This window comes from Mycolicibacterium aubagnense, from assembly GCF_010730955.1.
GTDB classification, from domain to species: domain Bacteria; phylum Actinomycetota; class Actinomycetes; order Mycobacteriales; family Mycobacteriaceae; genus Mycobacterium; species Mycobacterium aubagnense.
This window is the reverse complement of record NZ_AP022577.1, coordinates 4369539-4382693: the sequence shown is the minus strand read 5'-3', so window position 1 is coordinate 4382693 and position 13155 is coordinate 4369539. Positions and strand designations below refer to the sequence as shown.

Here is a 13155-nt window from a genome sequence, read left to right as displayed (position 1 = left end):
GGTCAGACTCGCGAAACTACTTGGCTTCCAGCGCGAAACGCGGGAACGCCAGGTCGCCGGCGTAGCGCCCGGCGTCACCCAGGGTCTCCTCGATGCGCAGCAGCTGGTTGTACTTGGCGACCCGCTCGCTACGGGCCGGGGCACCGGTCTTGATCTGGCCACAGCTGCACGCCACGGCCAGGTCGGCAATGGTGGTGTCCTCGGTCTCGCCACTGCGGTGGCTCATCATCGACTTGTAGCCGGCGGCGTGGGCCAGGGCGACAGCGTCCAAAGTCTCGGTGAGCGTGCCGATCTGGTTCACCTTCACCAGCAGCGCGTTGGCGGCGCCCTTCTCGATGCCCTCTTCCAGCCGCTCCGGGTTGGTGACGAACAGGTCGTCGCCGACGAGCTGGACGCGGTCACCGATCGCGGTGGTCAGCGCCACCCAGCCCTCCCAGTCGTCTTCGGAGAGCGGGTCCTCGATGGACACCAGCGGGAAGGAATCCAGCAGCGAGGCGTAGAACTCGGCCATCTGCTCAGCGGTGCGGGTCTGCTTCTCGAAGGCGTAACCCGTTCCGTCCGTGTAGAACTCGGTAGCCGCGACGTCGAGGGCCAGTGCCACGTCGCTGCCCAGCTTCAGGCCGGTGGCGTCGATGGCGGTGCTGATCAGTTCGAGCGCGGCGTGGGTGCCGGCGACGTCAGGCGCGAAACCGCCCTCGTCGCCGAGGCCGGTCGCCAGCCCCTGCTTCTTCAGCACGGACTTGAGCGAGTGGTACACCTCGGCACCCCAGCGCAGCGATTCCTTGAAGGTCGGGGCACCGATCGGGGCGACCATGAACTCCTGGACGTCGACGCCGGTGTCGGCGTGGGCGCCACCGTTGAGGATGTTCATCATCGGCACCGGCAGGATGTGGGCGTTCGGGCCGCCGATGTAGCGGAACAGCGGCAGGCCGGCGGAGTCGGCAGCGGCCTTGGCCACGGCCAGCGAGACACCGAGGATGGCGTTGGCGCCGAGGCGCGACTTGTCCGGGGTGCCGTCCAGGTCCAGCAGCGCCTGGTCGATGATGCGCTGGTCGTCGGCGGCCTGGCCGATGACGGCGGGAGCGATCTCGTCAAGCACGGCCTCGACGGCCTTCTCGACGCCCTTGCCGCCATAGCGGGAGCCGCCGTCACGCAGTTCGACAGCCTCGTGCTCACCGGTCGACGCACCCGACGGCACGGCCGCGCGGGCGAACGTTCCATCAGTCAGAGCAAGCTCGACCTCGACCGTCGGATTTCCCCGAGAATCGAGAATCTCGCGGGCTCCGACCTGTTCGATGATTGGCACTTGGGTCTCCCTTTGGCGTCACGGACTCGTGCGAACGCCCATCAGCCTAAACGGTGCCAGGCGCAGGAGTGCGCGAGCGTGAACGTAGCGCGAGATTTCGCGTCGAGCGTGACAGTGGGTTCACATTCGCGATGACGTCAGGTGCAGCTGCCGCTATCTATCTTTGGTGCCCGTTGGCATATGCCGTCGCCCAGTCGCGCACCGCACGGGCGTAGTCGTCCGACATGTTGTAGGCGTGCAGCGCGTCCATCCAGCCATGCGGGCTGGACAAATCCTTGCCGCGGTAGCAGAGGTAACCAGCCGCTGACAGCGCCGCGTCGTCGATGTTGTCGGGACTTGCGAAGCCGGTGTTGTTGGCGTCGACCCCGTACAACCGCCAGGTGTCCGGAATGAACTGCATGGGCCCCATGGCGCGGTCGACGGCGCTGTCGTTGTCCATATTGCCGAGGTCGGAGTCCGAAATCCGCAGATTGTTCATGGTTCCATCGAGCGGCACGCCACGGATCGGGGGCGTGACGTCACCGTTCGGGGCAATGGTCGCGCCGCGGTAGGTGCCGTGATGACTCTCGACCATGCCGATGCCCGCGAGCGTCGTCCACGCGATGTGGCACTTGGGGTTCTCGACCTCGGCGACGCGAGCGGCGTACCCGTACGCCTCGAGCGCCATGACCGGAATGCCCAGCGGCGGTGCCAGCTGCTGAGCCCAGTCGTGCAGCTGATCGGCGCCACGACCCTTCACATGAGTGTTGATCGCGGGCACGGGCGGCCCCGCCGGTGGCGGCACCCCGCGCAGGTAGCCAGGCTGAAACGAGCAACTCGAGGCCATCAGCAGCGCCGTCGCGGCAACGACAGCGCTCGCCCGCAGCCACCGCGCTCGCAACACCGGTACTCCCCCATGCAATGAGATTCTCGACGGATTCGTCGTCCCGCCATCGTCGCATGCCGAGCTGAGTGCTCCCGGCAGCGCGACCTTCCTGCTGTGGAGCTTCAGGTCTGCTGACGGTCCACTGTTAAGGTGGGCTTACCTTGCTTTGGCAAGGCAAACCTCTGTTATTGAATTAGCCTACCTAAGGACTGCGGATGACCACACCTTTCGAGGTCTCGTCAACGCTCGTCGCCGCAGGGCCCGGAATCTCCTCACAGCTGTTCGGCAGCTTGCTGATCGGCCTCCGCGAAGGCCTGGAAACTGCGATCGTCGTCACCATCCTGATCGCCTTCCTGGTGAAGTCGGACCGCCGCGACGCCCTGAAGTGGGTCTGGCTGGGGGTCGGCGGCGCCATTGCGACGACCATCGGCGTGTTCCTCAGCATCCAGCTCAGCGAGAACACCATCTCCGGACTCGCGGCCGAGGCCATCGCCGGCGTCGCCTCGTTCGTCGCCGTGGTCATCGTGACCACCATGGTGCTGTGGATGAAGAAAGCCGCCGCCTCCATCTCCGGTGAGCTGCGCGGCGACATGGCACGCGCCCTCGAAACGGGCGGTTGGGCAGTCGCCACCCTGGCCTTTCTGGCGGTAGGCCGCGAAGGCGTCGAGACGGCACTGTTCATGGTCGGGTACGCCAACGCCCAGACCGCGTGGCCACTGACCGGGCTGGTCATCGGCTTGCTGATCGCCATCGCATTCGCCTACGGCATGTACGCAGGCGCGGTCCGCATCAACCTGGCCAAGTTCTTCAAGTACACCGGCGCCTTCCTCGTCGTCGTCGCCGCGGGCATCTTGTCGTACGCGATACACGCGCTGCAGACCGTCGGCTGGCTGCCGATCCTCGAGGCCAAGGCGTTCGACCTCACCGGCGCCTTCAACTGGTCGTCCTGGTACGGCCAAGCAATCCAGGGTGTGTTCAACGTCAGCCCCACACCATCTGTCCTGCAGTTCATCTGCTGGCTGGCTTACCTGTTGATCGTCCTGACGCTGTTCCTGCGACCTGTCGCAGCCAAACCCGCCCCTGCCGCCCCCCTCGAAAGGTCCGCTAAGTGAATCTCGCCGCCCTGAACGCCAAGGCCGGTCTGACCGCGCACGCGAGGAGCAAGACGGTAATCGCCTCCGCAGCGCTGCTCGCCGGCCTGACCGCGGTCTCCGCGTGCACCTCCAAGTCGGACGAGAACAAGTCCGCCTCCGGCGAGATCACCGTGACCGCCTCCGACGACGCCTGCAAGCTGTCGGCGACGTCGGCAAAGACCGGCGCAAGCACGTTCGTCATCACCAACAACGGCACCAAGGTCACCGAGTTCTACGTGTACGGCCCCGGTGACAAGGTGATGGGCGAGATCGAGAACATCTCCCCCGGCCTGCAGCGCAAGCTGATCGTGCAGCTGCCCGAGGCCGGCACCTACAAGACCGCGTGCAAGCCCGGCATGGTCGGCGACGGCATCCGCGGTGATTTCACCGTCAGCGGCGACACCGTCAAGATCGATGACACCGGCAAGTTCAAGGACGCCGCGGACTTCTACAAGAAGTACGTCATCGCCCAGACCAGCGACCTGGTGCCCGCCACCGAGGCTTTCGCCGCTGCGGTGAAGAAGGGTGACGTCGCCGGCGCCAAGGCCCTGTACCCGAAGGCCCGCACCTACTACGAGCGCATCGAGCCGGTGGCAGAGTCGTTCCCGAACGACCTGGACCCCCGCATCGACCTGCGCGAAGCCGACGTCAAACCTGGCGACAAGTGGACCGGCTTCCACCGCCTGGAGAAGGAGCTGTGGGTCACCGGTCTGCAGCCCGACAGCGGCGCCGTGGCCGATCAGCTGGTCGCCGATGTCAAGGAGCTCGACGCCGGCGTGAAGGATCCGAAGTGGACCATCGACTCCACCAAGATCGCCGGTGGCGCACAGGGTCTGCTCGACGAGATCGCCAAGACCAAGATCAGCGGTGAGGAAGACATCTTCAGCCACACCGACCTGTGGGACTTCCAGGCCAACGTCGACGGCTCGCGCACCGCGGTCGGTTCGGTGGACCCGATCCTCGATGAGCGCGACCCCAACCTCGGCAAGGACGTCGACGCGGCTTTCGACAAGGTCCAGAAGCTGCTGGACAAGTACCGCCAGGGCGACGGCTTCGTGTCTTACGACAAGGTCACCGAGCCTGAGCGGCAAGAGCTTTCGCAAGCGATTGACGCGTTGAGCAAGGAGGTCAGCGAGGTGCAGGGTGTCGTCGCAAAGCAGTGACACTCAGCCGGGGACCACTGAACCGGCCGTGACCGAACACGGCGCCCACGGCGGACTCAGCCGGCGCAAGCTGTTCGGCGCAGCCGGGGTGACGGCCGCTGTGGTCGGCGCCGCCGCCACCGGTGCGCTGGCCGGCCGCTCCTCGGCGGCCGTGGTCGAGGACAGCCTGAGTAAGCCGGTGCCATTCCGCGGCAGCCATCAGGCGGGCATCGTCACCGCCGCGCAGGACCGGATGCATTTCGCCACCTTCGACGTCACGACGGACAAGAAGGCCGACGTGGTGGCGATGCTGAAGAAATGGACCGAGATGGCCGAGCGCATGACGCGCGGCGATGAGGCCGTCGCCAACGGGGCCATCGGGCTGAATCCCTACGCGCCGCCGGCGGATACCGGTGAGGCCCTTGGCCTTTCACCCTCCGCTTTGACCCTGACCATCGGTTTCGGCCCTGGCTTCTTCCGCAAGGACGGCAAGGACCGCTTCGGCATCGACGCCCAGCGGCCGGCACATCTGGTGGACCTGCCCAAATTCCGCAACGAGAAACTGGACCCGGCACGCTGCGGCGGCGACATCGTCGTACAGGCCTGCGCCAATGACCCGCAGGTCGCGGTGCACGCCATCCGCAATCTGGCCCGCGTGGGCTTCGGCACCGTCGCGGTGCGGTACTCGCAGCTCGGGTTCGGCCGCACGTCGTCGACCACCCGGAACCAGTCCACCCCGCGAAACCTGTTCGGGTTCAAGGACGGAACGAACAATCTCAAGGCCGAGGACACGGCGGCCATCGACAAGCACATCTGGGTCGCGGGCGGCGACGGACCGGCCTGGATGACGGGCGGCTCCTACCTGATCAGCCGACGCATCCGGATGCTCATCGAATCCTGGGACCGCACGGTGTTGACCGAGCAAGAACGGGTCATCGGCCGGCGGAAGGGTAGCGGCGCACCCAACGGGTACACCGACGAGTTCACTCCGCTGGATTTCGACAGCAAGGGCGCCGACGGTGCGCCGTTCATCGACGCGGACGCCCACGTGCGGCTGGCCTCCCCCGAGGCCAACAACGGCGTCCAGATTCTGCGCCGCGGCTACAACTTCACCGACGGCTCAGACGGTTTCGGCCATCTGGACGCGGGGCTGTTCTTCATCGCGTTCGTCCGCAACCCGGCCGAGTCGTTCATCCCGATGCAGACCAAGCTATCCACGAACGACGCCCTGAACGAATACATCACGCACACCGGCAGCGGCATCTTCGCCTGCCCGCCGGGTGTGCGTGATGGTTCGTCGGACTACTGGGGTTCGACGCTGTTCGGCTGATTTCCGGGCTGGTCGGCGGTGCGGTAGCGGTTGTAAAACGCGAATGATGCAACCGCCGCGGCGGCACCGATCACGCCCCACAGCGCGATCTGGAAGACCAGCGAGCCGAACAGGAAGTCGTAGGCGAAGGTCAGATACAGCGACCAGGCCACCCGGTAGCCCGACCAGAAGGCCAGCAGGCCGGTACTGATCGCGATGATCAGGCTCTGCTGACGATCGAAGCGGTTGACGTGCTGTTCGATGACGGCGGGCAGTTTCATGGTGATTCCTTCCTCAGGTTCTTCGGACGCTCGTCGGTCGGCGTCGTTGGAGCAATCACACCGGAGCCGCCCGGCTACCGATCCCAAGTTTCCGGTTGAGAGGTTGCGCCGCGAGCGTGCGTACAGCTCGCAGATCCGGTCGATTGGACGGCCTGGCTGCACATTCGCGGACATCGTCAGACGCTCGAACGCAATCAGGTGGCGGCTCACAAAGCGCAGTGCAGTTGCGTTCGACGACGGCAGGGCCTGACGCTGCGCGAACCTGACCTGGTGGCGGAAAAACAGCCCGGAAATCGCCGTGCAGTCAGGTTCGGCGGGCCACTGAGAAAACACGCCACCGAGCAGCCGCCGTGGCCGACCTGATCGACGAGGCCGCGACTCAGACGTCCTGAACCGGCCAGTGCTCCCGCCACTCATCCTCTGACACCGCACCCAGCGGTGCGGCATCCAACTCCACCGCCACTTCTTCGCCGCGGCGGGCGGCGACGATGCGGAGCTCGGCCTCGCGCACGGTATCGATGAACTCCAGAGCCACTGTGCGCAAGGCACTTTCGGCGTCGACGTTGGGCTCGAGGGTCACCGAGGTGAGAGCGGCCGGAAGCAGATCGGCGGGCAACCCGGCCGTACCGGTCCGTTCGATCAGCTTCTGCGCCAGGGCCAGCGCCGGCAGCGCCGTCGGCACCTCGTCCATGCACGACGTCCGCGCCGCCTTCTCGAGCGCCTTGCGCTCTTCCCACTGCGCAATCTGGTCTTCCAGCGAAATCTCCTGTCCGGCAAGCACTGCCGGCACCCGGTTGCCCAGTTTGCGAATCAGCGTGTCGGCGACGTCGTCGATGCCGAACGGGTGCAGCGGCGCATCCTCGGCGATGCGCGCGTGAAACAGCACCTGCAGCAACACATCTCCGAGTTCCTCGCGGACGTCGTCGGCATTGCCGCCCCGGACCGCGTCGAACAGCTCGTAGGTCTCTTCCAGCAGGTACCGGCGCAGTGAGTCGTGCGTCTGCTCGCTCTCCCACGGCCCGTTGGTGCGCAGCTTGTCCATCATCGTGACGGCGTCGATGAGTCGCTCACCAGGCTGCGAACCGTCTGCCGCGATCAGCCTCTCGCCTGCGGCCAGCCGGGCGCGCACCTGTGGATGTTCCGGATCGGAGGACAGCAGCACCGGTGCCGGTTTGTCGGAATCGCCGTAGGCCGGCCGGCCCGACGGCAAGGACCACGGCACCTTCACCGGCAATTCCTCGGTGTACTGCACGTCGCCGGTGAGCAGGACCAGCGCATCGATCGGCATGAGCGACGGGCGGCGCGGATCGACCAGGACCACCGTCATGCGCGATCCGCCTCCGGCTTCTCGCTGACCGTCATCGTGACTGTCCCGGTTCGCCCACTGCGCTACCTCCCAGGTCGGTTATATCCACTTCACCAGCCGCTTTCCCGTCGAGCACCAGCAGCAGTCCGGCCACCGCGCGCGCCAGCTCCAGGTCGCGGATCCGTGGTGCGCCCACGCCCGCACCGGCCCGCGGAATGGGGATCTGCACCGTCGACGTCGTCGCCCGGTACGTGGCGCCCGGGTACATCCGCTTGAGCCGCAGCTGCCCGGAATCCATGAGCGTCAGGGGCGTCAGCCGGATGGTCGAGTCGGAGATCGCAGTCACCTCGGTGACGCCGTACTCGCGGCACAGCAGCCGCAAGCGAGCGACCGCGACCAGCCGCTGCGCGGGTTCGGGCAGCGGACCGTAGCGGTCCACCAACTCCTCGACGACGGAGGCGACGGCCGCATGATCGGACGCGGCGGCCAGCCTGCGGTAGGCCTCGAGCCGCAGCCGGTCGCTGCCGATGTAGTCCGGCGGCAGGTGGGCATCGATCGGCAGATCGACCCGCACTTCCTTCGGTTCCTCCACGGCCGCAATGGTTTTGCCGTCCACGGCGGCGCGGTAGGCCTCGACGGCCTCGCCGACCAACCGGACGTACAGGTCGAAGCCGACGCCGGCGACGTGCCCGGACTGCTCGACGCCCAGCACGTTGCCGGCGCCGCGGATCTCCAGGTCCTTCATGGCAACCGCCATACCGGCGCCCAGATCATTGTTCTGCGCGATGGTGGCCAGCCTGTCGTGCGCGGTCTCGGTGAGCGGAACCTCCGGCGGATACAGGAAGTACGCGTAACCCCGTTCGCGGCTGCGGCCGACGCGGCCACGCAGCTGGTGCAGCTGCGACAGGCCGAAGGTGTCGGCCCGCTCGACGATCAAAGTGTTGGCGTTCGAAATATCAAGGCCCGTCTCGACGATCGTGGTGCACACCAGGATGTCGTAGTCGCGGTTCCAGAAACCCTCGACGGTCTTCTCCAGCAGCTCCTCGGGCATCTGCCCGTGGGCCACCACGACCCGCGCCTCGGGCACCAACTGGCGCACGCGCGCGGCCGCGCTGTCGATCGACTTCACCCGGTTGTGGATGTAGAACGCCTGCCCATCGCGCAGCAGCTCGCGACGCAAGGCGGCAGCGACCTGCTTATCGTCATGCGGCCCAACGTAAGTCAGCACCGGGAAGCGTTCCTCGGGCGGCGTCAGGATGGTCGACATCTCCCGGATGCCCGCGAGGCTCATCTCCAGCGTGCGCGGGATCGGGGTGGCGCTCATGGTCAGCACGTCGACGTGCGTGCGCATCGACTTGATGTGTTCCTTGTGCTCGACACCGAACCGCTGTTCCTCGTCGACGATCACCAGGCCGAGGTCTTTCCAGGTGACGCCGGTCGCCAGCAGCCGGTGGGTACCGATCACGACGTCGACCGATCCGTCCTTCAAACCCTCGATCACCAAACGGGATTCGGCCGGATCGGTGAATCGGGACAGCCCCTTGACCGTCACCGGGAAGCCGGCCATCCGGGCGGCGAAGGTCTGCAGGTGCTGATCGGCCAGCAGCGTCGTCGGCACCAGCACCGCGACCTGCTTGCCGTCCTGCACGGCCTTGAACGCCGCGCGGACCGCGATCTCGGTCTTGCCGTAGCCGACGTCACCGCAGATGACCCGGTCCATGGGAACCGGCTTCTCCATGTCGGCCTTGACCTCGGTGATGGCGGTCAGCTGGTCCATGGTCTCGGTGAAGCCGAACGCGTCCTCCATCTCGTTCTGCCACGGGGTGTCCGGGGCGAACGCATGTCCGGGTGCGGACTGCCGCTTGGCGTACAGCGACACCAGCTCGCCGGCGATCTCGCGAACCGCCTTGCGCGCCTTGGTCTTCGTGTTGGTCCAGTCGCTGCCACCGAGGCGGCTCAGCGTGGGTTCCTGCCCACCGACGTAGCGGGACAGCTGGTCCAGTGAGTCCATCGGCACGTACAGCCGGTCGGCCCCGCCACCGCGCTTGGCCGACGCGTACTCGAGCACCAGGTACTCGCGCCGCGCGCCACCGACCACGCGCTCGGTCATCTCGACGAACTTGCCGATGCCGTGCTGGTCATGCACCACCAGGTCGCCGGCCGTCAAGGCCAGCGGGTCGACGACGTTACGCCGTTTGGCGGCAAGCCTTTTGCCCTCGGTGACCGCGGCCCGATTGCCCGTCAGATCGGTCTCGGTGATGATCACCAGGTTGACGCCGGGCAGCACCAGACCGTCATGCAACGGCCCCTTGAGCACGCCGACGACGCCGGGCTTCGGCGCCTCACCGGGCGCCAACATCGTTGCCGCGACGTCGGATTCACCCAGCTGCTCGACCACACGGTGCGCGGTACCGGTGCCCGGGGTCACCACCGCGGCGAGGCCGCCAGTAGCGATGTGCGCCCGCAACATCGCGAAGATCTCTTCGAGGCTCTGCTGGCTACGGGCCGACGGCGCCGGCCGGATGTCCACCTCGAGCGCCGTCTCGTTGGCCAGCTGGCTCAGCGTCCACCACGGGTGACCACCGGCGGCCGCGGCCTCGCGGATCTCGACGAAGTCCCGGAAGCCCGAACCACCAAGCTGCTCAACGTCAATCGGTGCGTCGCCGCCGACGGCGGCCACCGACCACGAGGCTTCCAGGAACTCGCGGCCGGTCTTGATCAGGTCGGCCGCGCGGGTGCGGACCTTCTCCGGATCGCAGATCAGCAGCGGCGCACCCGCGGGCAGCCGATCGGTGAGCAACGCCAGTTCGCCCGGACGCAGCACCGGCAGCAGCGCTTCCATACCGTCGACCGGGATGCCCTCGGCCAGCTTCGCCATCATGTCGGCGACGCTGCCGGTGACCTGGTTGTCGTTGCTGGGCAGGCCGGCCCCGATCTCGGCGGCGCGTGCGCGGACGTCGGCGGTCAGCAGCAGTTCGCGGCAGGGCACCGCGATCATCGTCTCGACGGCGATCTCCGGGATGGACCGCTGGTCGGCAACCGAGAACATCCGCATCTCGGAGACCTCGTCGCCCCAGAACTCGACCCGCACGGGGTGCTCGGCAGTCGGCGTGAAGACGTCGAGAATGCCGCCGCGAACGGCGAATTCGCCGCGCTTGCCGACCATGTCGACGCGCGTGTAGGCCAGCTCGACCAGTCGCGTCACGGTGTCATCGAAGTCGGCTTCACCGCCGATGGTCAGAGTCACCGGTTCGGCGTCGGTCACGCCGCCGGCCAGTGGCTGCAGCAGCGACCGGGCCGTGGTGACGACAACCCGCAGCGGCGGACCGAGCCGGGCGTCATCGGGCAGCGCCAGCCGGCGCAGCACGGTCAACCGAGCACCGACGGTGTCGACGCCGGGCGACAGCCGCTCGTGCGGCAGCGTCTCCCACGACGGGAACAAGGCGACAGCGTCGCCGTAGACGGCCCGCAGTTCGGCGGTGAGATCGTCGGCCTCGCGGCCGGTGGCTGTGACCACCAGCACCGGGCCCGCTGCAGCCAGCGCGGCCGCGACCGGTAGCCGGGCGCTGACCGGGCCGACCAAAGCCCGCTCGGCGACACCCTCGCCGGCCTGCCGCGTCAGTTCCTGCAGGCCAGGATCGGTGAGTGCGAGTTGGACGAGCCCCGCCAACGGGGTTTGGATCGATTGCTGCCCCGGGGAGGTCATGATGCCTCCGATTGTAGTTCGCAGGACTTCGTCAATATTGGGCACCGTCCCGTCAAGGGATCGTCAACGGGGCGCTCACCCAGTGAATTCCGGCGCAGGGTGGAGCCATGACACTGCTCGACATCCTGCCGTCCCTGCGCGGCGTCATGCGTCCGCGCATCGACACCACCATTTGGCCGTCGACCACCCAGGTCGACGCCTTGGGACGACTTTGTGTCGGGTCAGTGGCGCTCACCGACGTCGCCGATGAGTTCGGCACACCCGCATACGTTCTGGATGAAGCCGACTTCCGCAAGCGGGCCCAGCACTACCGGGCCACGTTGCGGGGCGTCGAGGTGGTCTACGCCGCCCAGTCCCTGCTGACCAGGACCGTCGCCGGCTGGGTACACGACGCCGGTCTCGGCATGGCGGTGTGTTCGACGGCCGAACTGGCCACCGCGCTCGCCGGTGGCATGGACCCCGCGCGCATCGTGGTGCATGGCAGCGGCAAGTCGGTGGACGAACTGGCGACCGCGGCCGGCGCCGGCGTCGGTCGCATCGTGCTCGACTCCCCGATCGAAATGGCCTATCTGGCGGGGATCGCGCGCCGGCCGCAGGCGATGCTGCTGCAGATGCTGCCGGGCGTCGACGTGCTGCCGTTCGTCCGCCGGGCGCTGGCCACCCCGCAACTGCCGTTGGTCGGGCTGTACTGCAATCTGGGCACGCAGATCGCCGAACCGGAGGTCTACGTCGAGGCCGTGCGCCGCATGGTCGACACCATGGCCGATGTGCGGACGGCCCACGGCGTGGTGCTCACCGAGCTGAACATCGGCGGCGGGCACGCCATCGCCTACCGGACCGGGGAACCCGAACTCGACGTGTCAGCTTTGGCCGACTTCCTGGAAGACGCCCTCGACGCCGCCTGCGCCGCCAACCGCTTCCCGCGGCCCCGGCTCGTCGTCGAACCCGGCCGGGCGATCAGCGGCCGCGCCGGGGTGACGCTGCACCGGGTTCAGTCGGTGTCGACGCGTACCGACGGCAGCAGCGTCATCACCGTCGACGGCAGCCACCCGCACTCCGCACCGATCGCGAATTACACTGTGGCCCTTGCCAACCGGCACCCGATCGGACCCGTCCGGCGCGCCACCATCATGGGCCGCGACGGCACCCCCATCGCGGACGATCTCGAACTACCCGACGACGTCCACCCCGGCGATCTGCTCGCCACCGCATGCACCGGCGCCTACCACCACAGCACCGCATCGAACTTCACCATGACGACCCGGCCACCGGTCATCGCCGTGTGCGAGCGCCGGGTGCGGCCGCTGATCCGCCGGGAGACCACCGCGGACCTGCTGCTCCGCGACTGCGGGTAGAGCCCATCGCCGAACGTGAAGAAGATCGCGAGAAACCAGCGGCAACTTCTCGCCATCAACTTCACGTTGAGCGACCCGAACTTCAGCCCTCGTGCAACTCGGGGTCTGCCTCGAGATGGGTCAGCCCGTTCCACATCAGGTTGACCAAGTGCGCGGCAACGACTTCCTTTTTCGGCTCCCTGGTGTCGAGCCACCACTGCGCGGACATCGACACCGATCCCACCAGCGCCTGGGCGTACAACGGTGCCAGCTCGGGGTCCAGTCCCCGCCGGGAGAAGTCGCCGGCCAGGATCGACGACACCTGGTTGACGGCATCGTTGAGCAGGGTCGAATACGTGCCGGAGGCGATGCTGGTCGGGGAGTCCCGAATCAGGATGCGGAACCCGTCGGTGTGTTCTTCGACGTAGGTCAGCAGCGCCAGCGCCACCCGCTCGACCCGCACCCGCGACCGGTTGTTGGTCAGCGACGACGTGATGCCGTCGAGTAGTGCGGACATCTCGCGGTCCACGACCACGGCGTACAGGCCTTCCTTACCGCCGAAATGCTCGTAGACCACCGGCTTCGAGACATTGGCGCGCTGCGCGATCTCCTCGATGGACGTGCCGTCGTAACCGCGCTCGGCGAACAGCGACTTCGCGATCTCGATCAGTTGCTGACGGCGTTCACTGCCGGTCATGCGCGCGCGAGGGCTGCGCGCTCCGCTCTCCGCCGCTGCCATGACCGCCAGCGTATCCGCTTGCACTAGAGTCTCT

At 67.3% G+C, this 13155-nt stretch carries 10 protein-coding genes; 4 read left to right on the top strand and 6 right to left on the bottom strand.

The genetic code is table 11. The features are described from left to right. Positions 1-16 precede the first annotated feature (16 nt). Positions 17-1306 carry a phosphopyruvate hydratase gene (gene eno / locus G6N59_RS20990; protein ID WP_138228768.1) on the bottom strand — a complete coding sequence of 430 codons (1290 nt, stop codon included), beginning with the start codon at positions 1304-1306 and terminating at the stop codon, positions 17-19. 157 nt (positions 1307-1463) lie between these two features. Further along, the gene (locus G6N59_RS20985; RefSeq protein ID WP_407665901.1) at positions 1464-2132 is read right to left on the bottom strand and encodes a lytic transglycosylase domain-containing protein; all 669 of its coding nucleotides are present in this window, start codon (positions 2130-2132) and stop codon (positions 1464-1466) included. Positions 2133-2386: 254 nt separating this feature from the next. On the opposite strand from G6N59_RS20985, the gene efeU reads away from it, so the two are divergent. From efeU to efeB, 3 genes are read left to right on the top strand one after another with little or no spacing between them, the layout of a single operon-like run. Continuing rightward, positions 2387-3283: an iron uptake transporter permease EfeU gene (gene efeU / locus G6N59_RS20980; RefSeq protein WP_138228766.1), complete on the top strand. Its 897-nt coding sequence runs from the start codon at positions 2387-2389 to the stop codon at positions 3281-3283. 29 nt (positions 3284-3312) lie between these two features. Continuing rightward, a complete protein-coding gene (efeO, locus tag G6N59_RS20975; protein ID WP_138228794.1) occupies positions 3313-4467 on the top strand; it encodes an iron uptake system protein EfeO in 1155 nt (384 codons plus the stop codon). A 28-nt stretch (positions 4468-4495) separates the two neighbouring features. Then, positions 4496-5776, top strand: coding sequence for an iron uptake transporter deferrochelatase/peroxidase subunit (efeB, locus tag G6N59_RS20970; protein WP_138228765.1), 1281 nt, complete (start codon positions 4496-4498; stop codon positions 5774-5776). On the opposite strand, the gene G6N59_RS31200 is transcribed toward efeB, so the two are convergent. Genes G6N59_RS31200 through mfd form a run of 3 tightly spaced genes read right to left on the bottom strand, consistent with a single transcriptional unit; the run spans position 5749 to position 11048 of the window. Further along, positions 5749-6453, bottom strand: a complete 705-nt coding sequence (locus G6N59_RS31200) for a hypothetical protein (protein ID WP_235678690.1) — start codon at positions 6451-6453, stop codon at positions 5749-5751. The two genes, efeB and G6N59_RS31200, sit on opposite strands and share 28 nt — an antisense overlap. Further along, positions 6416-7363, bottom strand: coding sequence for a nucleoside triphosphate pyrophosphohydrolase (locus G6N59_RS20960; protein ID WP_138228763.1), 948 nt, complete (start codon positions 7361-7363; stop codon positions 6416-6418). Before G6N59_RS20960 ends, G6N59_RS31200 begins: the two co-directional genes overlap by 38 nt. 31 nt (positions 7364-7394) lie before the next feature. Beyond that, entirely contained in the window at positions 7395-11048 is a 3654-nt protein-coding gene (mfd, locus tag G6N59_RS20955; protein ID WP_138228762.1) for a transcription-repair coupling factor, read from the bottom strand. A gap of 107 nt (positions 11049-11155) precedes the next feature. Here mfd and G6N59_RS20950 point away from each other — a divergent pair, with 107 nt between their 5' ends. After that, positions 11156-12403, top strand: coding sequence for a diaminopimelate decarboxylase family protein (locus G6N59_RS20950; RefSeq protein WP_138228761.1), 1248 nt, complete (start codon positions 11156-11158; stop codon positions 12401-12403). An 82-nt stretch (positions 12404-12485) separates the two neighbouring features. Here the strand turns inward: G6N59_RS20950 and G6N59_RS20945 are convergent, their stop codons facing one another. Beyond that, positions 12486-13121: a TetR/AcrR family transcriptional regulator gene (locus G6N59_RS20945; RefSeq protein ID WP_138228760.1), complete on the bottom strand. Its 636-nt coding sequence runs from the start codon at positions 13119-13121 to the stop codon at positions 12486-12488. Positions 13122-13155 lie beyond the last annotated feature (34 nt).